This window comes from Thioprofundum lithotrophicum (genome assembly GCF_055387065.1).
The window spans coordinates 729,749-753,032 of record NZ_AP042379.1; the positions used below are offsets into that span (position 1 = coordinate 729,749).

Genomic DNA, 23,284 nt, shown 5'->3' on the forward strand with positions numbered 1-23,284 from the left:
GATAGCCGTTTCGAAATGTGCGTCATTTTGATGCTGATCACACGATTCGAGGTCGCCCTCATGACCGGAGAGGGCTTCGTGGCTGTAGCGGGTCATGTCCGATATTCTCGGAACAGCTATCTAGTAGGTAGCTGGGCAATACGCGTTGTTACCAGTTACCAGCGACCCGCTACCACGTGTTCGCGGCTTGCGCCGCGCCTACAGGCCAAGCACAAAACCACGGTGCTGGTAACCGCCCTGCGGCCGGTTTCACTCGAGTTCCAGGCCGGCGAGCTGTTGGGCAATCACGTCGAGGCGGGCGCGGGCGTCGTTCTCGGCCAGCAGGGCCTGCTTGTCGGCCAGGTCCAGGGGCAGGAGTTCGGCGAGCCGGCCGCTGACCCATTCGGCGTCTTCCCAGCGCGGGGTGAGGGTACTCCAGGGCGGTTCGAGCTGGCCCAGGATCTGGCGCAGGAGATCGACCAGGCGCGCGTGGGTGGCGCCGACCGTGGCCCCCTCCGGCGGCGGCAGGCATTCCACGTCGGCCCGGATCAGGCCATCGGCACAAACTTCGGTGCTGCGCACCCGGAAGCGTTGTTCGCCCTTGAGGGTGACGCCCAGCAGGCCGTCGGGGCGGCGGTGCCAGTAATGGATGCGCGAGAGGGTGCCCAGCTCGTGGATTTCGGGCACGCCGCCCACTTCGCTGCCATGGCGGATCAGCACCACGCCGATCCCCGTGTCGTGGCGCAGGCAGTCGGAAATCATGTCGAGATAGCGGGGTTCGAAGATCCGCAGCGGCAGCACCCCGCCGGGAAACAGCACGGTCTGGAGCGGGAACAGGGGAATGATCTGCCGCCCGCTCACCGGGTCACTGCTCCAGCCCCCAGCGGGGCAGCAGATCGTGCTCGACGCCCAGGTGATCGAGCACCCGGGCGACGATGAAGTCCACGATGTCGTCGACCGATTGCGGGCGATGATAGAAGCCGGGGTTGGCGGGCAGAACGGTGGCGCCGGCCTCGGCCAGGGTCAGCATGTTGCGCAGGTGAATGGGGGAGAAGGGGGTCTCGCGCACCACCAGCACGAGCTGGCGGCGCTCCTTGAGCATGACGTCGGCAGCCCGCTCCAGCAGATCGTCGGCGCTGCCCTGGGCCACGGCCGCCAGGGTGCCGGTAGTGCAGGGACAGATCACCATGGCCCGGGCCGGATGGGAACCGGAAGCCATGGGCGCCAGCCAGTCCTCGCGGCCGAACACCCGCAGGGGCGCCTGCGGCAGATCGAACAGGACGCGGAAGAACTCCCGCATCTCCTCGGGCCGCGCCGGCACTTCCAGTTCCGCTTCCAGCTTGAGCACCATGCGCCCGGCCTTGGAAACCAGCAGCCAGACCTCTCGCCCCTGGCGCAGCAGCACTTCCAGCAGGCGCAGGCCGTAGGCGCTGCCGGAGGCGCCGGTCATGGCGAGGATGATGGGCGGTGCTGTCGTCATGCCGAGGAGGTCCGCTGGCCCGCGCGCGCGCGCAGGGCATCGAGCAGGCGGGCGTGAAGGTTGTCGAAACCGCCGTTGCTCATCACCAGCACGTGGCTGCCCGGCGCTGCCGCGGCCACCAGGGCCGCAATGATCTCGTCGGTGTTCGCATGCAGGCTGGCCGCGGCCAGTTCATCAACTATAGCAGTCATGTCCCAGTCGATCTCCGGTGGCCGGTGGATCAGCACCCGATCGGCGGCGCGCAGCGAGGCGGCCAGGCGATCGGCATGCACGCCCATGCGCATGGTGTTGGAGCGGGGCTCGAGCACGGCGAACAGGGGCGCCTCGCCCACCCGCCGGCGCAGGCCGGCCAGGGTGGTTGCGATGGCGGTGGGATGGTGGGCGAAATCGTCGTACACGGTCACCCCGTCGGCCACGCCGCGCACCTCCAGGCGCCGCTTCACGCCGGCGAAGCGGGCCAGGCTGGCACAGGCCTGCGTGGGCGGCACGCCGGCATGGCGGGCCGCGGCGATGGCCGCCAGGGCATTGAGGCGGTTGTGGGCGCCGGGCACGTCCCAGGCCACGTGGCCAATGGCCTCACGCTCCAGCCTGACGGTGAAGCCCTCGCCCTGCGCATCGGGCTCGCCACGCCAGGCGTTGTGCGCGCCGTCGCCGAAGGTCTCCACCGGCGTCCAGCAGCCCCTCTCCAGCACCCGGGTCAGGTTGGGATCGTCGCCGTTGCGGATCACCAGGCCGTTGCCCGGCACGGTGCGCAGCAGATGGTGGAACTGGGTTTCGATGGCCGCCAGATCGGGAAAGATGTCGGCGTGATCGAACTCCAGATTGTTGAGAACGCAGGTGCGCGGCCGGTAGTGGACGAACTTGGAACGCTTGTCGAAGAAGGCCGTGTCGTACTCGTCGGCTTCCACCACGAAGAAGGGCGCCGCCCCCAGCCGCGCGGAGACACCGAAATTGCCGGGCACGCCGCCGATCAGGAAACCGGGCGCAAGACCCGCATCCTCCAGCAGCCAGGCCAGCAGGCTGGCGGTGGTGGTCTTGCCGTGGGTGCCCGCCACGCCCAGCACCCAGCGATCCCGCAGGACCTGCTCGGCCAGCCACTGGGGGCCGGAGACATAGGGCAGGCCCCGGTTCAGCACGTGCTCCACCGCCGGGTTGCCCCGCGAGAGGGCGTTGCCGATCACCACCAGATCCGGTTCCGGATCGAGATGGGCGGGATCGTAGCCTTCGCGCAGCGTGATGCCGGCGGCCGCGAGCTGGGTGCTCATGGGGGGATAGACGTTGGCGTCGGAACCGCTGACCGTGTCGCCACGTTCACGGGCCAGCAGCGCCAGGCCGCCCATGAAGGTACCGCAGATCCCGAGGATGTGGATGTGCATGGCTTCAAACGGCTCCGACCAGGCTGCTGACCACGCCATTGTAGAGCAGCACGCTGAGCAGGAAATAGCCCAGGCTCAACAGGCCGGCCAGCACCGGATTGATGGACAGGGCATGACGCAGCACGTGCATGGTCACCAGCAGGCTCCAGATCACCAGAATCTGGAACAGCAGCACCACGCCCGCGCCGATATCCGGGGCGAAATGCAGAATCAGGACCAGGGGCAGATCGATCAGCCCGATCAGCAACATGGCACCGAACCAGGCGATCAGGGTCTGCACCAGGCGGGCACGATAACCGGCGATCACCAGCAGCCCGCCGAAGAAGACGAGATTGAAGACCAGCGCCGCGCCGGCGAAGATCAGCACGCCGCCGAAATCCATGCCCGTGTCGGCCAGGGCCAGGCGCGTAACGTCCACCCCCATCCCCACCACGATCAGGATCGCCAGCAGCTCCCGCGAGAAGGGCATGTCCTGAGGGCCCTTGCGCAGGAGACAGACCGCCCAGAACAGCCTCAGCAGTAAACCCATTCCCGCCCCAGTCGTGGTGGTTTCTCCGATGGCGGATCATACCTTACTATTGGTTTTCCGAACCCGCCGGGTTCCTGATGCACGATCAACCAATCATGACGCCCCCCACCCCCGACGACGTCCGCTACGTGGACACCCCCGAGGCCCTCGAACGCCTGTGCCGGGATCTGCAGCCGGCCCGCGTGCTGGCCCTGGACACCGAATTCATCCGCGAGAAGACCTACAGCGCCCGCCTGTGCCTGATCCAGATCGCCAGCGACGATCTCATCGCTTGCGTGGATCCCCTGGCCCTGCCCGATCTCGCGCCGCTGCTCGAGATCCTGCACGATCCCGCACGCCTCAAGGTGCTGCACGCCGCCCGCCAGGATCTGGAGATCTTTCACGATCTGGACGGCCGCATCCCCGCGCCCGTGTTCGACACCCAGATCGCCGCCACCCTGCTGGGCTTTCCCGATCAGGCCGGTTACGGCACCCTGGTGGAAGGCCTGCTCGGCGTGCGTCTGGAGAAGAGCCATGCCCGCACCGACTGGTCCCGGCGGCCGCTGGAAGCCGAACAGATCGCCTATGCCGCCGACGACGTACGCTACCTGCGACAACTCTATCCACTGATCCGCCAGCGCCTGGAAGCGGCCGGCCGCCAGGACTGGCTTGACGAAGACTTCCGGGCCCTCGAGAACCCGGCCCTCTACACGCGCCCCGACGAGGACGCCTGGCGCCGGGTCAGTGGCCATGGCCGGTTGCGCCCGGCCCAGCTCGTGGTGCTGCGGGCCCTGGCCGCCTGGCGCGAAGCCCAGGCCCGGGCGCGGGACAAGCCGCGCAAGTGGTTCCTCGGCGACGAGACACTGCTGGAACTGGCCCGCCGCGCCCCGGCGGATCGGGCCGCGCTGGAACGCATCCGCGGCCTGACGCCGGCCCTGCTCCGCCAGCATGGCGACACCCTGCTGCACCTCATCCGCGAAGCCCGTGCCCTGCCGCGGGAACAGTGGCCCGAAGCCCCGAAGCGCGAACGCCCCACGCCCGAACAGGAAGGCCTTGCCGATCTGCTCATGGCCTGCGTGCGCCTCCTCGGCCAGCAGCACGGGATCAGTCCGGCCACCCTCACCACCCGCAAGGAGGTGGAACGCCTGGTGCGGGGCGAACGGGATCTGCCGCTGCTGCAGGGCTGGCGGGCCAAACTCGCCGGCCACACCCTGCTGGACCTGCTGCAGGGCAAACTGGCCCTCCAGGTCCAGGGCGATCGGGTGGTGACCCGGGCGGTGACCACCGAGGGCACGGCGTGAATGCCCCTCCCGGCGCCAACGGACGGCACCGCTATCCCTGGCGGGACGGCAACCGCTTCCACCTGCTGGTGGACGGCCCGCGCTTCTTCCCGCACATGCTCGAGGCCATCCGCCGGGCCGAACACTTCGTCTGCCTGGAAACCTATCTCATGGAATCGGGCCGCGTGGCCCGGCAATTCATCGACAGCCTGTGCGCAGCCGCAGAACGCGGTGTGACCGTCCTGCTGTTGCTCGACGACTACGGCTGCCGTGGCCTGTCCCAGACCGATCGGCAACGCCTCGTGGACGGCGGCGTGCAACTGGCGATCTACAATCCCTTGCGTCTGCGCAAGCTGCTGGGCAACCTGCCGCGGGATCACCGCAAGCTGCTGCTGGTGGACGGCAGGCAGGCCTTCACCGGCGGCTTCGGTCTCACCGACGACTTCCAGCGCCTGCGCGCCCCGGAACGGACCTGGCACGAAGTGGTGGTGGCCATCCGCGGACCGGTGGTGCAGGACTGGCTGGACCTGTTCGCCCGGGGCTGGCAGCAGGCCACGGGCAAATCCTGCGGCCTGCCCGTCATCGCCCCCGCCGAAGAGGCCGAGGGCCAGGCCGGCCGGGTCAGCGTGGCCGAAGGCAGCGGCCACCAGGAGATCATCGCCAACCTGGTGAAACGCTGCCGCCATGCCGAACGGCGGATCTGGATCGCCAGCCCCTATTTCGTGGTCTCGCGCAAGTTGCGCCGGGTGCTGCAACGCGCTGCCCGGCGAGGCGTGGACGTGCGGGTCATGGTGCCCGGCCCCATCAGCGATCATCCCTGGGTGCGGCATGCCAGCCGGGGCTACTACAGCCGCCTGCTGCGCCATGGCGTGCGTCTGTTCGAATACCAGCCCCGCTTCCTGCACGCCAAGCTGCAACTGTGCGATGGCTGGGCCTCCATCGGCTCCAGCAACCTGGACCGCTGGAACCAGCACTGGAACCTGGATGCCAACCAGGACGTGGAAGACGAACGCTTCGCCCGGGAAGTGGCAGTGCAATTCGAGAAGGATTTTCTCTACAGCCAGGAGATCCTCTACCAGGACTGGCGGGTGCGTCCCCGCCGACAGCGCCTGCTCGAATGGCTGTGCGGGCGTCTGGTGCGGCTGCTGGAATGGCTGGGGCACACCCGACGACGCACCTTGCCCCGGCACCGGCAACACTGAAAGGCAAACGGGGAACCCGAAGGTTCCCCGTTTGCCAACTCCGGCACCAGACTCAGCGCCGGCGGGACTTCTTCCTGGCTGCCTTCTTCTTGGCCACCTTCTTCTTGGCTGCCTTCTTCTTGGCTACCTTCTTCTTGGCGACCTTCTTCTTGGCGGCCTTCTTCTTGGCGACCTTCTTCCTGGCCACCTTCTTCTTGACTGCCTTCTTCTTGGCTACCTTCTTCTTGGCTGCCTTCTTCTTGGCTACCTTCTTCTTGGCGGCCTTCTTCTTGGCTACCTTCTTCTTGGCGACCTTCTTCTTGGCGACCTTCTTCTTGGCGACCTTCTTCTTGGCGACCTTCTTCTTGGCGACCTTCTTCTTGGCTACCTTCTTCTTGGCGACCTTCTTCTTGGCGGCCTTCTTCTTCGCTGCCTTCTTCTTCGCTGCCTTCTTCTTCGCTACCTTCTTCTTCGCTACCTTCTTCTTGGCGACCTTCTTCTTGGCCACCTTCTTCTTGGCGGCCTTCTTCTTGGCCACCTTCTTCTTGGCGGCCTTCTTCTTGGCCACCTTCTTCTTGGCGGCCTTCTTCTTAGCGGCCTTCTTCACGGGGCTTGCCGCCGCGGCAGGCTCGGCGGGGGCCGGTTCCGCCTGGGACGGCAAGGCGTCCAGAATCCGTACGATGGCCTGGAAGATCTCCTCCACCTCACCCACGCCGGGCACCGTGCGCAGAATCCCCTGGCCACGGTAGTAGTCGATGAGCGGGGCCGTCTGCTCCTGGTAGACCCGCAGGCGCTTGGCCACCGTCTCCTCGTTGTCGTCGGCCCGCTGCACCAGCTCGCCGCCACACTTGTCACAACGGCCGGGCACCCGGGGCGGATTGGTATAGACGTTGTAGATGGCGCCGCAGGCGGAGCAGGTGCGGCGGCCGGTCAGGCGTTGCATGAGGATATCCAGCGGCACGTCGATGAGCAGGCTCACCTGCAGGGGCTTGCCCATCCGCTCCAGCATGCGGTCCAGCGCCTCGGCCTGGGGGATGTTGCGGGGGAAGCCGTCGAGAATGAAGCCCTTCTCGGCGTCGGGCCGGCCCAGCCGCTCGCTGATCAGATCCAGCACCAGCTCGTCCGGCACCAGCTGGCCGGATTCCATGTATTGCTTGGCCTGCAGGCCAAGCGGCGTGCCCTCGGACACCGCCTCGCGCAACAGATCGCCGGTGGAAATCTGGGGAATGCCGTATTTTTCGACCAGATACTTGGCCTGGGTACCCTTGCCGCTGCCCGGCGCGCCAATCAGTACGATTCTCATGATGCCCTCGCTCCCTAGTTCGGTGGGTGGTTCGTTGCCTTGTTCTTGATTCGGGGCGGCATCCGCGCCCCGGCCTTCGCCTGCCGTAAAACTAATCCCTCACCTTGACCAAGTCAATGAAAAGGGAAGGGGAAATGTCACGGTTTCCCGTCTCCGGGAAGGCGCCTCCCGGCCTCGGGAATCCCGGCATCGAGACCCGGTCCAATTCTGTTTTCCCTCTCCGGCTGCTAAAATGGTCATTTTTCCATCCCGGGCACCGCCCGGCGCACGGCGAGGACGCGCATGAACCTGGACAGAGTGGGCCCCGGCAAGCAGGTGCCGGACGTGGTCAACGTCATCATCGAAATCCCTTCCCACAGCGATCCCGTCAAGTACGAGGTGGACAAGGAGACGGGGGCCATGTTCGTGGATCGCTTCATGAACACGGCCATGCACTATCCCTGCAACTACGGCTACATCCCCCATACCCTCTCGGAAGACGGCGATCCGGTCGACGTGCTGGTGGTCACCCCCATTCCCCTGATCAGCGGCTCGGTGATCGAATGCCGGGCCATCGCCATGCTGCAGATGACCGACGAAGCCGGCCCCGACGCCAAGCTGCTGGCCGTGCCCGTGGACAAGCTGTGCAAGAGCTACCGCCACATGCAGGGGCCGGAAGACATGCCCGAGACCCTGCTCAACCAGATCGCCCACTTCTTCGAACACTACAAGGATCTGGAGGAAGGCAAGTGGGTGAAGGTGGAAGGCTGGCTCGGCGCCGAAGCCGCCCGCAAGGAGATCCTGGAATCCATCGAGCGTTACCAGAACGCGCCCGAGAAACCCTGTTTCTGAGACGCCCATGAAGGTCTGCATCCTTTCCGACAGCCACGACAACCGTTTCCTGCTCGGCGCCGCGGTGCGCGACGCCCTGGCCCGGGGCGCCCAGGCGGTGCTCCACTGCGGCGACGTGGTGGCCCCCACCACCCTGCGCATCCTCCAGCCCCTGGGCCTGCCGGTGCACGTGATCCACGGCAACAACACCGGCGACACCTACGCCATGGCCCGGCTCGGCCACGATCCTGACAGCGTCATCCACTATCACGGCCAGGACGCCGGCCTGGAGCTGGCCGGCCGGCGCATCTTCCTGGTGCACTATCCCCATTACGCCCGCGCCATGGCCACCACCGGCGACTGGGACCTGGTCTGCTGCGGCCACGATCACCGGGTGCTGCTGGAGACGGTCACCACCGTCCGCGGCACCACCTGCCAGCTGATCAACCCCGGCACCGTCGGCGGCGTGGGCGCCCCGCCCACCTACGTGCTCGGCGATCTGGAAACGATGACCTTCGACTTGATCGACGTGCCGGTGGAAGAGGAAGTGGTGGTCAACCGCACGCCGGTAACGAAGCACCCGTAACCGGCAAGGCCGGCGGAGGGATTCGACATCGACGGTGCGTGGCTTAGCGAACGCACCTACGGCTGGGACCCGCATCGGGCACGCCCTTCGGTCCGGGGAGGCGTTTCGTGACCGTCGGCCGCAGGGACAACGTCCAGGATGGACAAGTGTCGCGAGAGGGCAGGATGCCCGAAGCGACTGCGGGCCGTCGAGCCTACAGGGAAGTATTTACGGCGTGTCACGAAACGCCTCCCCGGACCGAAGGGCTCTGTGCTTGAAACAAGCGCCGTAGGTGCGTTCGCGGAACCACGCGCCCCAAGTAAGGAGTTCGGCCTCGACGGCGCCTGGCTTACGTGTTCTCCACCCAGCGCTCGCCCGCCGCCGTCACTTCCTTCTTCCAGAACGGCGCCCGGGACTTGAGTTCCTCCATCAGCCAGCGGCTGGCCTCGAAGGCGGCGGCGCGGTGGGCCGACCAGACGGCCACCAGCACGATGGGATCGTCCGGCCGCAGGGGTCCGACCCGGTGGCAGATCAGGCTGTCGAGAATGTCCCAGCGCGCAGCGGCCCGGCGGGAGATGTCCTCCAGATAGCGCTCGGTCATGCCCGGATAATGCTCCAGGGTCATGCCCTGCACCGTGTCGCCCTGGTTGAAGTCGCGCATGGTACCCACGAACAGGGCCGTGGCCCCGTAGCTGCCGGGCGTCAGGTGTTCCCGCTGGTGGGCCTGCACCGTCTGCCAGGGATCGAAGGGCTCGGCAAGGATGCGGACGATCATCTCAGCCTCCGGTCACGGGCGGAAAGAAGGCCACCTCGTCACCGTCGCGCACCGGGTGATCGGCGTTCACGTACGCCTGGTTGACGGCCATCAGGGTATTGGCCGGCATGGCCCGATCGGTGGCCGTCTGCCACACCTCGGCCACGGTGTCGGCGCACTCGCAGTCGATGTGCAGATCGGCCATGCCCACCTCCTCGCGCAGGCTGGCAAAGAATTTCACGGTGATGGTCATGGCACGGGTCCGATTGCAGTCAACAGCCACGCAAGCCTATCATGAGGCCCCGCATTCCCCCAAGGACACCTCCATGACCGACTTCACCCATTTCAATGCCGAGGGCGATGCCCACATGGTCGACGTGGGCGGGAAACCGGCCACGGCCCGGGTGGCCGTGGCCGAAGGCGTGATCACCATGACCCCCTCCACCCTCGAGCGCATCCTGGCCGGCGGCCACAAGAAGGGCGACGTGCTGGGCGTGGCCCGCATCGCCGGGATCATGGCCGCCAAGCGCACCGCCGATCTGGTGCCCCTGTGTCATCCGCTGATGCTGACCCGCGTGGAGGTGGACTTTGCCCCCGAGCCGGCCGAAAACCGCATCCGCTGCACGGCCACCGTCGAGACCCGCGGTCAGACGGGGGTGGAGATGGAAGCCCTCACGGCCGTGCAGATCGCCCTGCTGACCATCTACGACATGTGCAAGGCCGTGGATCGGGGCATGACCATGCACGGGATCCGGCTGCGGGAGAAACGCGGCGGCAAATCGGGCCACTGGCGGCGCGAAGAGGACTGACCCGCGGCCGTCTTTGCCATACCAAAAGGCTGGTTTTTCTGCACCGCCTGACTATACTTTCCAGAACAGATTCCCTCACCAACGGCTGGCTTTCCGTTGCAGGTTCCGTCCATGGCTGTCTACCGGTTTCTTCCCCTCTTGTTCCTGTTCTGTCTGCCCGTGCCGGCACTGGCCGACACCTCCGACTGGCTGCAGGTCCAGCGCTTCCAGCAGCAACTGGAAAAGGCCCGGGGTGGCGATGCCGAGGCCATGTACGACGTGGCCCGCCGCTACGAGCGCGGCCGGGGCACGAATCCCGACCTGGCCAGGGCCGCCGAGTGGTATCGCAAGTGCATGGCCACCGGCAATCCGGCCTGCCAGGCCCGCCTGGGGCTGCTCTACTTCGAGGGCCGCGGCGTGCCCCAGGATCACCGCAAGGCCCTCAAGCTCCTGCGCCCCGCCGCCGAGGCCGGCATCCCCCTGGCCCAGTATCAGCTCGGCGTGATGTACGAATACGGCACGGTAGTCAGGCAGAACCGCGACCTGGCCATGCGCTGGTATCGCCGCGCCCTCGAAAACGGCGACTATCGCGCCGAACAGAAGCTGGCCCAGCTCAAGCGCCAGCCGGCGACCCCGCCTGCGGCACCCCCACCCCCCCGCCCGGCGGATCGCACCCGGGAGAGATTGCTCGCGGGCAACTGGCTCAACGGCGAACATCCGGCCACCTTCCTGCCCTCGGCCATCAGCCGCTGCGAAGCGCAAAAGGACACCATCGTCTGCACGGCAGAGCAGGAACGCACCACCGACACGGACATCATCACCACCCGCACCGAAGCCGAGATCGAAAATCCGGCCAACGGCGCCTTCACCGTGACCTATTTCAGCACCGTGCTGACCGTGAAGCCAAAGGCCGCCCAAACCCGCGCCCCCATCGACGACGAGGACGAGATCGGCGCCTCGCTCAGCGCCGTGAAGGTGGGCCAGAAGAGCCGCAAGCGCACCCTGAAGTGCCGGTTTCTCGACGCGCGCCACATCCGCTGCGAAGGCGGCCTGCGCCCCCGGGAGTTCCATTTGCCCGATGCCTGAGGCTGTGGCCCAATAGCGCCATGCCCGACCCTCACCGCGATCCCTGGCTGCCCTCGCCGCCCCTGTCCGAATCCGAACTGCTCGCCCAGGCCCGGCGCCTGGCCGGCCTTGCCCTGGGCGAGCTGGCCCGCCTGCTCGACCAACCCGTGCCCCGGGATCTGCGCAGCGCCAAGGGCTGGGTGGGCCAGCTGCTGGAGTTGGCGCTCGGCGCCAGCGCCGGCGCCCGCCCGGAGCCGGACTTCCGCCACATCGGCGTGGAACTCAAGACCCTGCCCCTCAACGCCCGGGGCGAGCCCCGCGAATCCACCTACGTCTGCACCGTGCCGCTGACCGGCAACACCGGCCTGCACTGGGAAACCTCCTGGGTACGGCGCAAGCTGGCGCGGGTGCTGTGGATGCCGGTGGAAGCCGACGCGGCCATTCCGCTGGGCGAACGGCGCCTCGGCATGCCCCTGCTGTGGAGCCCCGAGCCGGAAGAGGAGGCCGTGCTGCGCCAGGACTGGGAAGAACTGATGGAGATGGTGGTCACCGGCCGCCTGGAGGAACTCTCCGCCCGCCACGGCACCTGGCTGCAGATCCGCCCCAAGGCAGCCAATGCCCGCGCCCGCTGCCACGGCTACGACACCGAAGGCCGCCTCACCGAAACCCTCCCCCGCGGCTTCTACCTGCGCACCGCCTTCACCCGGCGGTTGCTCATCCGGCATTACCGGCGCAACGCCGGCTGATGGAAGTGCCTTTCATCGCGGCTTGCGCCGCGCCTACAGGCAACCCCCGATTTTCGATTGTAGGAGCGGCGCAAGCCGCGATGCGGCGGTAGCGGGTTGCAGGTGGCTGGTCGCCGGGAAAACCGAATATCGTTTCCAGCTACCCGTCCCCAGCCACCCGCGACTGCACTGTCGCGGCGAGGGCGCCGCGCCTACGGGGATTCCTCCATTGCCACCTTGTCCGGGTGACATTCGTGCAGGCCCAGGGTGCGGCCGTCGGGCATGACCACGCGGGCGTGGCAGCGGCAGAGCTTGCGCGGCTCCGGCACGCAGCAGGAATGGGCGATGATCCCCACCTCGCGGTGCATGTTCTTCACGTAGCGGGCCACCCGCTGGGCCTTGTCTTCCACGTCCAGGCCCGCCTGCAGGCGCGGGTTGTGGGTGGTGATGCCGGTGGGGCAGGTGTTGCGGTTGCACTGCAGGGCCTGGATGCAGCCCAGGGCGAACAGAAACCCCCGGGCCGAGTTGACGAAATCGGCGCCGATGCACAGGGCCCAGGCCACGTCCACCGGGGTGATCAGCTTGCCCGAGGCGATCACGCGGATCCGCTCGCGCAGGCCGTGCACCACCAGGGCATCCACCAGCGCCGGCAGGGCCTCGCGGATCGACAGGCCCACGGCGTCCATCAGCGACATGGGCGCCGCCCCGCTGCCGCCTTCGGCGCCATCGATGGTGATGAAGTCGGGGGCGCTCGCCTCGCCACGGCGCGCGATGGCCTCGCAGAAACCGTCGAGCCAGCGCGGATCGCCAAGCACCAGCTTGATGCCGGTGGGCTTGCCGGTCACCCGGCGCACGTGCGCCACCATGTCCAGAATGTCGTCGTTGCCATGGATTTCCGGATGCCGGTTGGGGCTGATGGAGTCGGTGTGAGGGCGAATGCCGCGGATGCGGGCGATCTCCTCGGTCACCTTCACCGCCGGCAGGATGCCGCCCTTGCCCGGCTTGGCCCCCTGGCTGAGCTTGATCTCGAACATGCGCACCTGGGGATGCGCGGCCACCTCGGCCAGCCGCCCATCGTCCAGCCGCCCGGCCGCATCCCGCACGCCGTACTTGGCGGTGCCGATCTGGAACACCAGATCCGCCCCGCCCTCGAGATGCCAGGGCGAGAGCCCCCCCTCCCCCGTATTCAGCCAGCACTGACCCAGGAAGGCCCCCCGCGAAAGCGCCTGCACGGCCGGCCGGGAAAGGGCGCCGTAGCTCATCCCCGAGATGTTGATGATGGAGGCCGTGGTATAGGGCTCGGCGCAATGCTCGCCGATGGTCACCGGATGGGGCGGCACGGCATCCGTGTCCAGGGTCGGAAAAGGGCAGTTCATGAAGATGATGGTGCCGGGCGCGTTGATGTCCTTGGTGGAGCCGAAGGCCCGGGTATTGGGCGCATCCTGGGCCGCATCGTAGACCCATTCCCGCTGCGCGCGGTTGAAGGGCAGCTCCTCCCGATCCATGGCGAAGAAGTACTGCCGGAAGAACTTGCCCAGATGGGAGAACAGATAGCGGAACCGGCCGATGACGGGGAAGTTGTGGCGAATGGCATCCTTGTGCTGGGACACGTCCACCACATACAGCACCAGCACCACCAGCACGATGAGCCCGATGGTGAAGATGAACAGGGTGGACATCACCTCCAGGCTGGTGAGCATGAAACCGGACAGTTCGTGGGTCGTCATGGGAACTCCTCGCAGCGGACGTTGCGCCACATGGTATATCGCGGCGGGAAGTCAGGACAGCTTCCAGCCAGACGAACCTTGGCCGTACCGGGTAACCCTGCTTTCCATCCGTTGTTGCCCCCGCGGGGGCGACCGTATAATGGCCGGCCCTGTTGCCTGGAGCCCGTGTCATGAATTCCGACGATCTCGATCCGACCCTGTTCGGGGACACCCTCGCCGTCGATGCCCAGAGCCCGGCGGATCTGGAAAAGCAGCTGGCCCTGTTCCGGCAGCATCTCGAAGCCCTGCCGGCCACGGCCAGCGAGGTGGATCGCGCCCGCGTCAAGCTGGACATCGCCGAAACCGAACTGGCCCTGGAACGCAAGGAAGCGGCCTGGGAACGGGCCCGCCGCGCCTTCGACGTGTTCCTGGCCAACCAGGCCTGGCAGGAAGCGGTGGAGGCCTGCAACGTGCTGTTCCAGACCGAACAGCCGGCCTCCCTGGCGGCGCTGGGCATGGGCGTGTGGCTGGGCGTGACCTTTCCCATCGAACCCGACACCACCGTGGCCATGCTCCAGCACATCATCGACGAAACGCCGCCCGACGCCGACGGCGCGGCGGTGGCCGCCATCGTGGCCCACTACATCGCCGACATCCGCAGCCCCGAAGACAAGCACGAAAGCCTCACCTTCCTCACCCAGAACCTGCTGGGCCAGGTGGCCAAGCGCCACAGCAACGTGATGACCCAGGACCAGCTCGACGCCTGGCTGGACCGCCTGGAACTGCGCGATCCGCAGATCTTCCTGCCGCGCCTGGCGCAGGTGGTGGAGGTGCTGGTGGGCGATCAGTGGTGGTTCGACCGCGACGCCCTGCGCGCCCTGCTGCCGGATCAGTGATCCCCGGGTGAAGAAACTCTGCAACTGCGCCAATTATTAACCCGGCAAACTTCGAAACGTGCTGGAAGTGCGGGGCAGTATTGAGGTGAGGGGCTTTCGATATGCCCTTCTGCAAAGAACGCGGAGGGCGCAGAGACGCAGAGGACGCCGAGGGATCATGTATTTCGTGCGATGCGAAATCCGCGCACGAACCCCACGAGACAGGCGTCTGGTGCCGATTGTCCTGATTCAGGAACGGCATGGAGCGCAGCCACAATCAACCTCTGCGCTCTCCGCGTCTCTGCGTCCTCTGCGTTACTTCCACCTCATTACACCGGAGCCAACCGCTCACCCCTTCCCCTTCTCTCGCGCCAGCGGGCGGAACTTGAGCGGGCTGACGTTGCGTTCGACGCCGTACTGGATCTCGACCCGGTTGCGGCCGAGGCGCTTGGCGGTGTAGAGGGCTTCGTCGGCGCGCTGGATGAGACTCTGGGGATCGTCGCCGGCAACGAACAGCGTCAGCCCGGCGGAGAAGCTGGGCAGTTCCATGTCGTGGCCGTCCAGCATCCAGCGGGTTTCGGTCACGGCCCGGCGCACCTTGTTGAGGGCGGCCATGGCGCCGTGCTCGTCGGTATTGGGCAGCAGCACGGCGAACTCCTCGCCCCCGTAGCGGGCCACCAGATCGTGCTGGCGAAAGATGGTGAGCACGTCCTCGGCATAGGCGCACAGCACCGCATCGCCCGCGGCATGGCCGTACTGATCGTTGATGCTCTTGAAGTGATCCAGATCGATCATCACCAGGGCCAGGCGGAAGCCGTGGCGGCGGGTGCGGCCCACCTCGTCCTCGAGCCGGCGCAGGAAGGCACGGCGGTTGGGCAGGCCGGTCAGCTCGTCGGTCATGCTGAGCATCTTCACCCGCGCCAGCTCGTCGGACAGCTTGCGGCTGTCGGTTTCGATCATGCGCAGCACCTGCTTGGTCTCCACCAGCTTGTCCACCAGCGCCGTGTGCGTGCGCGAGAGGGCCGCCACGTCCTCCAGCAGGCAGCGGCGCAGGGTGTCGATGTCGTCGATGGACTCGGCTTCCTCCAGGCCGTTTTGCACGCTCTCGAGCATGGAGCCGAACTGGCGGTTCTCGTCGATGGTCTCCTGGATCTTTTCGGCCAGCAGTTGCTGCATCTTCTCCGCGGTGCGGCTGCGGGAAGAGAGGTATTGGCGGAAGGTATCGGTGGCCTGCTGCTCGGCGTCCCCGAAGCCCGCCGGCACGCTGCCGAACACCTTGGCCCGGACCGGCGGCGCGGGCGGCACGTCGATGGCCTCTTCGGTCCCCGGCGCCGCCTCATGCCTTGCCGGATCGCCGTAGTATTCGAGCAGCGGCGCGATGGCCTCGCGCAACACCTCTTCCTGCAGGGCGGGCATCCGCTGCAGGTGCATCACGTAGAGATCGATCTGCCGCTGCAGGGACTTCAGATCGGTGAAGGTCTGCGGCTGCTGCAACTGCTTGAGCAGCAGCTTGACCTGAACGTAGAGGGGCGTATCGGGTTCGAGATGGGCGGCATAGGCGCGCAGGAACCCGCCCAGCCACAGGGTCAGGAGCCTTTCCCGCCCCGCGTGTTCCTGCTCCGTGTCGGCGAGCAGGCGGCGGATCTGGCGAAACACCACCGCCCCGTTGGGGTTGCGATTGAGCTCGTCCAGCATCAGGAGAATGCTGCGGGCACGGCTGGAGAAGGCCTTCTCGGTCAGCAGCTGCCGGGAAGCATCGCTGGACGCATCGCGCCGATCGGAACCATCCTGACTCACGAAAACCCCTTGGGGAAACCCCTTTTTCCAGCCCGATCCCCGCCCGCGGGACGAATGCCGCGAGGGGACTGCCTGACCGGCACGGCCGCAACCGGGGCTGCGTTCGCCATCCCGGCTCGACAGGCGGGTGAAAAAACCCGGCGAAGGGCGTTTTCAGCCGCCTGTTGCAAGGCATCAGGGCCGGGGGGTAACCCTGCGCCTTCCATGACTAAAACTAGCCCACCGGCAAGGAGCCTGACAAGCAGATTTTTGCCCTGGAAAAATTCCCGCAAGCGGGAACGCAAAAACAATGACTTGGAGCAAAAAGCGAAGAAACTCGTTCAAAATCGTTCCCGCCCGGCCACGAGGTGCCCGTCAACCGGGGCCATCGTCATCAGGCGTTTGCGGCTGCTATGATGCAAGCCGGCAAGCCACCTGCGATCCTGCGCATGCTCAAGAACCTGCAACGCTATCTGCTGACCGGCGCGGTGACCATCATCCCCCTGTGGATCACCTGGCTGGTCTTCACCTTCTTTCTCGGCCAGCTCTCGGCCTTCGGCCGCCCCTGGGTGCTGGCCTTCTCGCGGGCCATCCGCGAATCGTTTCCCACCCTGGCCCAGTGGCTGCTCGAGCCCTGGTTCCAATCGGTGCTGGCCATCGCCCTGACCCTCATCGCCCTCTACCTGCTCGGTTGGGGCGCGACCCGGGTCATCGGCCGGCGGCTGCTGGGGCTGTTCGATCAGCTCATGCACCGCATTCCGGTGGTGCAGACCATCTACGGTTCGGTGCGCAAGCTGATCGGCGTGCTGCAAAGCAAACCGGAGAGCATCCAGCGGGTGGTGCTGATCGCCTTTCCCAATCCCGACATGCGCACCGTCGGTTTCGTCACCAAGGTGATGACCGACGCGGAGACCGGCGACGCGCTGGCCGCGGTGTACGTGCCCACCACCCCCAACCCCACGTCGGGATACATGGAAATCGTGCCGCTCGATCAGCTCATCGAAACCGACTGGAGCATGGACGAAGCGATGACCTTCATCCTCTCGGCCGGCGCCGTGGCCCCCGATCGGATCCGCTTCCATCCGCCGCCGAAGTCCGATTCGTGACCGGCCCGATCCCGGGAAGCGCTGCGGTTCGCAGTGATGTCTGAAGGATCCGTAGGCCGGCTCAAGCGCAGCGGAGCCGGCAAAAGGCTTCGACGTGAAGATGTGGAAGTAACGCAGAGAGCGCAGAGACGCAGAGGACGCGGAGGGACAGGCATTTCGTGCGATGCAAAATCCGCGCTAACCCCACAAGACCGGCGCTTGGGATCGTTTGCTCTGATTCATGAACGGCACGAGACGTCGTCCCAATCAACCTCTGCGCTCTCTGCGTCTCTGCGCCCTCTGCGTTCTTTGCAGAAGGGCATATCGAAGCCAATCACCGAATACCGCCGCAGACGCATGCCGGCTCCGCTGCGCTTGAGCCGGCCTACGGGGTGAGGCGCAAAAACGATTCTGAAACGCGTTATCCTCAGCGCTTCCCTTGTGCCCCCGGCGATCTGGACTACACTGTGAGACAGGCCCCTTCGCCAACGTCGCCATGACCCGCATCACCCCACCCGCCGACGATCTCGGCCGCCAGTTGCTGCAGATCGAAAACCGCAAGCCGGTCACGGCGCGCGCGGTGGGCGAGACCGCCGCCCCCGCCGCGGTGCGCGACACCCGCGACCAGGCCACCGCCACTCCCGGCACGAGTGGCCCGCCGCGCGTCGAACGCCGGCAGGGCGAACGGCGCCAGGGCGAGCGCCGGCGCCGCCAGCAACCCATGTTCATCGACACCCGCACGGGCCAGGACCGCCGCCGCAACGCCGGCAAGCGCAGCACCGATCAGCTCGCGCCGGGCCCCACGCGCGGCATCGACGTGGAAGTCTGAGGATTCAATCCACGAACGGCCCGTGCTGGCGCAGCGGCTCCCCATGGGGGCGTCCGGCCAGCCACACCACCTCGGCCGCCTGCTCGCCCGCGGCCAGTTCCAAGCGCTCGCGCCCCGCAAACAGCCCCGCTTCCCGGGCCGCCAGCGGCCGCCCGCCAAGCAGAATGCCGCCCTCCAGCACGTAGGCCAGTCCCTGCCAACCCGGCGGCACGGCCATCGTCACCGCCGCGCCGGGTTCCAGACGCAGGATTTCGTAGTGCACCGGCGTGTGCAGGCGCAGGGGAGAACCCTCGCCCACCACGATGCGCCGCTCCCCGCCGGCGAAGGGCCGCACGGGCAGATCTTCGGGCGGCACGGCCTGGTAGTCGGGTTCGATTGACTTCTGCGCCCGGGGCAGATTGATCCACAACTGGATCCCGGCGCTCTCGCCCGCGGGCATCTCCGAATGTTCCAGTCCGCGCCCGGCGGTGAAGCGCTGGGCGCCGCCGGCGCCCATGGTCGAATCGTTGCCCAGACTGTCGCGGTGCCGGATCCCGCCTTCCAGCAGGTAGGTGATGGCCTCGAATCCCCGATGGGGGTGGGTGGGAAAGCCGCTGCCCGGCCCGATGCGGAAATGATCGAACAGGACGAAGGGATCGAGATTCCAGCGCGAGCCCGGAACCGGAAACAGGCGGAAGACCTCGGCGCCCTCGCCCTCCTGGCCTTGGCGGGCCGCCAGGGTATGCACACCGGGCGGGAGAGGATCGGGCGCCCTCATCCCAGGTGCTCCCGCCCCGGCGGGCTGTCGAGATCCAGCGCCGGTCCCTTGGGCACGATGCCCGAGGGATTGAGCGCCGGATGGCTGGTGAAGTAGTGGATCTTGATGTGTTCGAGATTCACCGTGTCGGCGATCCCCGGCCACTGGTAGAGATCGCGCAGGTAGCCGGAGAGGTGGGGATAGTCGGCGATGCGGCGCAGGTTGCACTTGAAGTGGCCCACGTACACCGGATCGAAGCGCACCAGCGTGGGAAACAGCCGCCAGTCCGCCTCGGTGGGCTCGCCGCCCAGCAGGAAGCGCTGCGTTGCCAGGCGCGCGTCCAGTTCGTCGAGGCGGGCGAACAGGGCATCGAAGGCCGCTTCGTAGGCGCGCTGATCGCGGGCGAAGCCGGCCTTGTAGACGCCGTTGTTCACGTCATCGTAGATCACGGCGTTGAGGGCGTCGATTTCCTCGCGCAGCGGCGCCGGGCGCAGCTCCACCGGATGTTTGGCAAAGGCGTCGAAAGCCGTGTCGAGCATGCGGATGATTTCCGAGGACTCGTTGTTGACGATGGTGCCCTGCTGGCGATCCCACAGTACCGGCACGGTGACGATGCCGCTGAAGTCCGGCTCGGCCCGGGTGTAGATCTCGTGCAGGAAGCGCGCCCCGTTCACGGTATCGCCCGTGGCGCCGGGCACCCGCTCGAAGTTCCAGCCCTCCGGGCCCATCCAGGGGTTGACCACGTCCACGCTGATCACCTCCTCCAGCCCCTCCAGGGCCCGCACGATCAGCGTCCGGTGGGCCCACGGGCAGGCCAGGCTCACGTAGAGATGATAACGGCCGGGTTCGGCCGCAAAGCCGCCCTCGCCAGTGGGCCCTGGCGATCCGTCGGGCGTGATCCAGTTGCGGAAGGTGGACTCGGTGCGGTGGAAGGCCTTGTCCCGGGTCACGTTTTCATACCAGTCGCCCTCGAGGCGACCCTCTTGCATCAGGCTCATGGGAAATCCTCGCCAAGGTGGAGAAAGGGCACGGAGCGCCGAACGCCCCGCGCCCGCTGGGGACCGTGACGACCGTCAGGCGCCCTGTCCCGCCAGCCGTCCCGCCGCGCCACGCCGGGCGTCCAGGCTGAAGGCCCCGGCGCCATTGGCCGCCACGACCAGCAGGCCGCCGGTGATGGCCAGGTTCTTCATGAACATGATGAGCTGCATCTGGTTGCCGAAATCGTTGTGGAACAGCAACCCCGCCAGCAGGGTGAAACCGGCCAGCGCCCAGGCGGCGATGCGGGTCTGCCAGCCGACGATCAGGGCCAGCGCGCCGCCCACTTCCACCAGGATCACCAGGGGCAGCAACGCGCCGGGTACCCCATGGGATTCCATATAACCCTGGGTGCCGGCATAGCCCCCGATCTTGTTCAGGCCCGCCATCAGGAAGATCAGGGCCAGCAGGATGCGGCCGGTGAGATTCGTGTATTTGTCCATGGCATTTCTCCTCTCGTTTGTGAAGGTGCGAAAGGAGTATGGATGCAGATTTTTAAATTGAAAAGCGCTAATTTTCGCTCCAATCAATCGATTTTTTCGATATATTGTGCTCATGAACGAACCGCGCACCACCCTCGAACAATGGCAGATCTTCCTCGCCGTGGTCGATGCCGGCGGCTACGCCCGGGCTGCCGAACGCCTGCACCGCAGCCAGTCCTCGGTCAGTTACGCCATCGCCCGGCTCGAGGAGGGCCTGGGCGTCGAACTGCTGACCCGCCAGGGCCGGCGCCGGGTGCTGACCCCGGCCGGCGAAGCCATGGCCCGCCGCGCCCGCCGCCTGTTGCAGGACGCCCGGGATCTGGAGGCCTTCGGCCGCGATCTCGACGCCGGCTGGGAGGCGGAAATCCGCCTGGTGGTGGACGCGGCCTTCCCCGCCGATCTGCTCATGCAGGCCCTGGCCCGCTTCGCGCCCCACGATCGCGGCACCCGGGTCCAGGTTCGCGAGGAGGTGCTCTCCGGCCCCCTGGAAGCCCTGGACGCGGGCGAGGCGGAACTGGCCATATGCGCCCAGCCCCCAGGCCGTATCGCCGCCGATCCCCTCATGGACATCGAATTCCTGGCCGTGGCCCGCGCCGATCACCCCCTGCTGCAAGGCGGCGGCATGCTGGATCTGGCGGAACTAGAGGACGCCATGCAGGTGGTGATCCGCGATTCCGGCCACGCGCGGCGCGACTCGGGCTGGCTGGGGGCCGAACACCGCTGGACCGTCTCCAGCATCGATCGGGCCATCGCCATCGTCCGCCACGGCCTGGGCTACGCCTGGCTGCCGGCGCCGGCCATTCGCCCCGCCCTGGCCTGCGGCGAACTCAAGCCCCTGCCCCTGCGCCACGGCGGCACCTATCACACCCATCTCTATCTGGCCTGGGGGCAGGAACACCCCGGCCCGGCCACCCGGCTGCTGGCCGGCTGCCTGCGCGCCGCCGTCGAGGCCGGCGCCGACCCGGCCTGAACGGGCAGAATCAGTTTTTTCTCTGCCTGCGCAAGGCCTGCTTATGGATTGATTCCCCCCGTCCGGATCGGCACAATGCCACACCTCGCGGCCCCGCGGCCGCCCCACCTTTCACACATCATCCATCAACAGGGGAAAACACATGAAGCTGATTCTTTTGGGCGCCCCCGGCGCCGGCAAGGGCACCGTGGCCAAGATGCTCACCGCACTCGACGGCTCCGTCCAGATCTCCACCGGCGACATCCTGCGCGGCGCCGTGCAGGCCGGCACCGAGCTGGGCAAGCAGGCCGAAGCCTACATGAAGGCCGGCGATCTGGTGCCCGACGAGCTGATCATGGGCATCATGGAAAAGCGCCTGCAGGAGCCGGACTGCGAGAAGGGCTTCCTGCTCGACGGCTTCCCGCGCACCATCCCCCAGGCCGAGGCCCTCAAGGAACTGCTCGACAAGCTCGGCATCGAACTGGACATGGCCGTCAACATCGACGTGCCCCGCGACGTGATCCTCGACCGCCTCACCACCCGCCGCACCTGCTCCAACCCCGAGTGCCAGGCCATCTACAACGTCAAGAGCAACCCGCCCAAGGTCGAGGGCGTGTGCGACAAGTGCGGTAGCCCCGTCATCCAGCGCGAGGACGAAACCGAGGAAGCCATCTCCCACCGCCTGGAAACCTACCAGGAAAAGACCGCCCCGCTGGTGGACTTCTACGAAAAGGAAGGCCTGCTGCTGACCGTCAGCGCCACCTCCTCCGAAGCCGTGATCGACGCCATCAAGCAGAAGCTCGGCATGTAAACGCGCACTACCCGCGCGCAACACGCAAAAGGCGGAGCCAAGGCTCCGCCTTTTGCATTTCGGTTTCCCCGGGACCACACGACTTGCCCCGCGACCACAACCATCACCAACGAACGACCATCCCCTGACCCCACCTCTGTAGGAGCGGCGCAAGCCGCGAGAACGTCTCCCTTCGCGGCTCGCGCCGCTCCTACTGGTCGTGTCCACCCAACCGGAGGAGCGGCGTCCTCGTCGCGCTTCTTCGCGGCTTGCGCCGCGCCGGTCAGTCCTGGACGGGGCGGTTGAAGAAACGCAGGGCGTTGGTGAGGCGGATGCGGTCGGCGACCTCGGGCGGCAGGTTGGCGAGCCAGCGGTGGTGGTAGCGGAGCAGTTGGTCGTAGTGTTGCCAGCCCTGGTCGGCTTCGTCCCACTTGTATACCTGATGGGCGTTCCAGACCGGGTCGGTGCCGGTCAGGATCCGGTCGGCGTGGCGGATCAGGAAGGCGCGCCAGTCGGGGGTGAGGGTGCCGTCCTCGGCGGCGAAGCCGCCGTAGTGCCAGGGATCGCGGGCGGCGAGTTCCAGCCAGACGTTGGGGCAGGCGGCCAGCAGGGGTTCGAGTTCGTCGGGGCCGAGGATGCCGCCGGCGTGGGCCCAGAGGAAGCGCACGTCGGCATACTCCCGGCACAGGGGCAGGAAGTAGCGATGGCTTGAGGCGTCGGTGTGGATGAGCACCGGCACGGCGAACTCGCGGGCCAGATCCAGCAGTCCCCGCACCACGGGGTTGTCGCGCCGCGGGCCGAGGCCGGCGGTCAGATGCATCTCGCCAAGGCCCGCATAGTGGCCGGAGGCCAGGGCGGCGCGGGCGGCCGTGACCACGCCCGAATCGAAGAACCAGTCATGCCGGTTGCCGGTGCGGTAGTAGGGCGACCAGAGGGCCACCACCCGCCCGTCAGCAGCGGCAACCAGGTGCCGGGCGAAGGCGGAGGGCACGCTGGAGACCACGCCGAACACCACGTTGCGCTCGCGCAGCCTTTGCGCGGCTTCCGCCGCCGACAGGGTTTCGGCGTGATCCCAGTTCCAGTGCAGGTGCACGTCGGCGAAGGGCGGGAGCCTGGCCGACGGAGTGGCGCAGCCGGCGAGCAGGGCGAGGATGAGAAGCAGCGCGGGCTTCATGGTGGATCTCCGCGAGGGCCTGGGAAGTGGGAC

General features: G+C 67.1%; 24 protein-coding genes and 1 pseudogene. 12 read left to right on the forward strand and 13 right to left on the reverse strand.

All coding sequences use genetic code 11. From position 1 onward, the window contains the following. Positions 1-249: 249 nt before the first annotated feature. From ACZ5BH_RS03440 to ACZ5BH_RS03455, 4 genes are read right to left on the reverse strand one after another with little or no spacing between them, the layout of a single operon-like run. Positions 250-840 carry an LON peptidase substrate-binding domain-containing protein gene (locus tag ACZ5BH_RS03440; protein ID WP_464890517.1) on the reverse strand — a complete coding sequence of 197 codons (591 nt, stop codon included), beginning with the start codon at positions 838-840 and terminating at the stop codon, positions 250-252. Positions 841-844: 4 nt separating this feature from the next. Next, entirely contained in the window at positions 845-1,459 is a 615-nt protein-coding gene (locus ACZ5BH_RS03445) for a flavin prenyltransferase UbiX (RefSeq protein WP_464890518.1), read from the reverse strand. Then, the gene (gene mpl / locus ACZ5BH_RS03450; protein ID WP_464890519.1) at positions 1,456-2,835 is read right to left on the reverse strand and encodes a UDP-N-acetylmuramate:L-alanyl-gamma-D-glutamyl-meso-diaminopimelate ligase; all 1,380 of its coding nucleotides are present in this window, start codon (positions 2,833-2,835) and stop codon (positions 1,456-1,458) included. Before mpl ends, ACZ5BH_RS03445 begins: the two co-directional genes overlap by 4 nt. A gap of 4 nt (positions 2,836-2,839) precedes the next feature. Further along, positions 2,840-3,364, reverse strand: coding sequence for a hypothetical protein (locus ACZ5BH_RS03455; RefSeq protein ID WP_464890520.1), 525 nt, complete (start codon positions 3,362-3,364; stop codon positions 2,840-2,842). A gap of 95 nt (positions 3,365-3,459) precedes the next feature. Between ACZ5BH_RS03455 and rnd the strand changes: the two genes are divergently transcribed. Both rnd and ACZ5BH_RS03465 read left to right on the forward strand, forming a co-directional pair. Beyond that, positions 3,460-4,644: a ribonuclease D gene (rnd, locus tag ACZ5BH_RS03460; RefSeq protein WP_464890521.1), complete on the forward strand. Its 1,185-nt coding sequence runs from the start codon at positions 3,460-3,462 to the stop codon at positions 4,642-4,644. Further along, entirely contained in the window at positions 4,641-5,825 is a 1,185-nt protein-coding gene (locus tag ACZ5BH_RS03465; RefSeq protein ID WP_464890522.1) for a phospholipase D-like domain-containing protein, read from the forward strand. Before rnd ends, ACZ5BH_RS03465 begins: the two co-directional genes overlap by 4 nt. Positions 5,826-6,468: 643 nt before the next feature. Here the strand turns inward: ACZ5BH_RS03465 and ACZ5BH_RS03470 are convergent. Beyond that, positions 6,469-7,107 (reverse strand): annotated as a pseudogene (locus ACZ5BH_RS03470) (adenylate kinase); the annotation flags it as partial. Positions 7,108-7,389: 282 nt separating this feature from the next. Between ACZ5BH_RS03470 and ppa the strand changes: the two are divergent. Then, complete coding sequence (gene ppa / locus ACZ5BH_RS03475; protein ID WP_464890523.1) at positions 7,390-7,938, forward strand: inorganic diphosphatase; 549 nt, start codon at positions 7,390-7,392, stop codon at positions 7,936-7,938. A gap of 7 nt (positions 7,939-7,945) precedes the next feature. Then, positions 7,946-8,503: a metallophosphoesterase family protein gene (locus ACZ5BH_RS03480; RefSeq protein WP_464890524.1), complete on the forward strand. Its 558-nt coding sequence runs from the start codon at positions 7,946-7,948 to the stop codon at positions 8,501-8,503. Between the two features lie 328 nt (positions 8,504-8,831). Here ACZ5BH_RS03480 and ACZ5BH_RS03485 read toward each other — a convergent pair whose 3' ends face one another. Both ACZ5BH_RS03485 and moaD read right to left on the reverse strand, forming a co-directional pair. Further along, positions 8,832-9,257, reverse strand: coding sequence for a molybdenum cofactor biosynthesis protein MoaE (locus tag ACZ5BH_RS03485; RefSeq protein ID WP_464890525.1), 426 nt, complete (start codon positions 9,255-9,257; stop codon positions 8,832-8,834). Position 9,258: 1 nt separating this feature from the next. Beyond that, entirely contained in the window at positions 9,259-9,489 is a 231-nt protein-coding gene (moaD, locus tag ACZ5BH_RS03490; RefSeq protein WP_464890526.1) for a molybdopterin converting factor subunit 1, read from the reverse strand. A gap of 73 nt (positions 9,490-9,562) precedes the next feature. On the opposite strand from moaD, the gene moaC reads away from it, so the two are divergent. The 3 genes from moaC to mutH all read left to right on the forward strand — a co-directional run bounded on the left by moaC (position 9,563) and on the right by mutH (position 11,835). Next, on the forward strand, positions 9,563-10,045 hold the full coding sequence (gene moaC, locus ACZ5BH_RS03495; RefSeq protein WP_464890527.1) for a cyclic pyranopterin monophosphate synthase MoaC: 483 nt from the start codon (positions 9,563-9,565) through the stop codon (positions 10,043-10,045). A 111-nt stretch (positions 10,046-10,156) separates the two neighbouring features. Continuing rightward, positions 10,157-11,110 (forward strand): tetratricopeptide repeat protein, encoded by a 954-nt coding sequence (locus ACZ5BH_RS03500; protein WP_464890528.1) that lies wholly within the window; start codon positions 10,157-10,159, stop codon positions 11,108-11,110. A gap of 20 nt (positions 11,111-11,130) precedes the next feature. Further along, a complete protein-coding gene (mutH, locus tag ACZ5BH_RS03505) occupies positions 11,131-11,835 on the forward strand; it encodes a DNA mismatch repair endonuclease MutH (protein WP_464890529.1) in 705 nt (234 codons plus the stop codon). A 191-nt stretch (positions 11,836-12,026) separates the two neighbouring features. Here the strand turns inward: mutH and ACZ5BH_RS03510 are convergent, their stop codons facing one another. Then, positions 12,027-13,541 carry an FMN-binding glutamate synthase family protein gene (locus ACZ5BH_RS03510; RefSeq protein ID WP_464890530.1) on the reverse strand — a complete coding sequence of 505 codons (1,515 nt, stop codon included), beginning with the start codon at positions 13,539-13,541 and terminating at the stop codon, positions 12,027-12,029. A 170-nt stretch (positions 13,542-13,711) separates the two neighbouring features. Here ACZ5BH_RS03510 and ACZ5BH_RS03515 point away from each other — a divergent pair, with 170 nt between their 5' ends. Further along, positions 13,712-14,416 carry a hypothetical protein gene (locus ACZ5BH_RS03515; protein WP_464890531.1) on the forward strand — a complete coding sequence of 235 codons (705 nt, stop codon included), beginning with the start codon at positions 13,712-13,714 and terminating at the stop codon, positions 14,414-14,416. A 327-nt stretch (positions 14,417-14,743) separates the two neighbouring features. Here ACZ5BH_RS03515 and ACZ5BH_RS03520 read toward each other — a convergent pair whose 3' ends face one another. Beyond that, complete coding sequence (locus tag ACZ5BH_RS03520; RefSeq protein ID WP_464890532.1) at positions 14,744-16,192, reverse strand: GGDEF domain-containing protein; 1,449 nt, start codon at positions 16,190-16,192, stop codon at positions 14,744-14,746. Positions 16,193-16,584: 392 nt separating this feature from the next. Here ACZ5BH_RS03520 and ACZ5BH_RS03525 point away from each other — a divergent pair, with 392 nt between their 5' ends. Next, positions 16,585-17,277, forward strand: a complete 693-nt coding sequence (locus tag ACZ5BH_RS03525; RefSeq protein ID WP_464890533.1) for a DUF502 domain-containing protein — start codon at positions 16,585-16,587, stop codon at positions 17,275-17,277. A gap of 475 nt (positions 17,278-17,752) precedes the next feature. Then, entirely contained in the window at positions 17,753-18,085 is a 333-nt protein-coding gene (locus tag ACZ5BH_RS03530) for a hypothetical protein (protein WP_464890534.1), read from the forward strand. 4 nt (positions 18,086-18,089) lie between these two features. On the opposite strand, the gene ACZ5BH_RS03535 is transcribed toward ACZ5BH_RS03530, so the two are convergent. The 3 genes from ACZ5BH_RS03535 to ACZ5BH_RS03545 form a co-directional block, all read right to left on the reverse strand. Continuing rightward, on the reverse strand, positions 18,090-18,842 hold the full coding sequence (locus ACZ5BH_RS03535) for a pirin family protein (RefSeq protein ID WP_464890535.1): 753 nt from the start codon (positions 18,840-18,842) through the stop codon (positions 18,090-18,092). Further along, entirely contained in the window at positions 18,839-19,819 is a 981-nt protein-coding gene (locus ACZ5BH_RS03540; RefSeq protein ID WP_464890536.1) for a glutathione S-transferase family protein, read from the reverse strand. Before ACZ5BH_RS03540 ends, ACZ5BH_RS03535 begins: the two co-directional genes overlap by 4 nt. 75 nt (positions 19,820-19,894) lie before the next feature. Beyond that, the gene (locus ACZ5BH_RS03545) at positions 19,895-20,299 is read right to left on the reverse strand and encodes a DoxX family protein (RefSeq protein ID WP_464890537.1); all 405 of its coding nucleotides are present in this window, start codon (positions 20,297-20,299) and stop codon (positions 19,895-19,897) included. A gap of 112 nt (positions 20,300-20,411) precedes the next feature. Between ACZ5BH_RS03545 and ACZ5BH_RS03550 the strand changes: the two genes are divergently transcribed. Both ACZ5BH_RS03550 and ACZ5BH_RS03555 read left to right on the forward strand, forming a co-directional pair. After that, positions 20,412-21,308, forward strand: coding sequence for a LysR family transcriptional regulator (locus tag ACZ5BH_RS03550; RefSeq protein WP_464890538.1), 897 nt, complete (start codon positions 20,412-20,414; stop codon positions 21,306-21,308). 142 nt (positions 21,309-21,450) lie between these two features. After that, positions 21,451-22,098: an adenylate kinase gene (locus ACZ5BH_RS03555; RefSeq protein ID WP_464890539.1), complete on the forward strand. Its 648-nt coding sequence runs from the start codon at positions 21,451-21,453 to the stop codon at positions 22,096-22,098. Between the two features lie 262 nt (positions 22,099-22,360). On the opposite strand, the gene ACZ5BH_RS03560 is transcribed toward ACZ5BH_RS03555, so the two are convergent. Further along, the gene (locus ACZ5BH_RS03560; RefSeq protein WP_464890540.1) at positions 22,361-23,251 is read right to left on the reverse strand and encodes an amidohydrolase family protein; all 891 of its coding nucleotides are present in this window, start codon (positions 23,249-23,251) and stop codon (positions 22,361-22,363) included. Positions 23,252-23,284 lie beyond the last annotated feature (33 nt).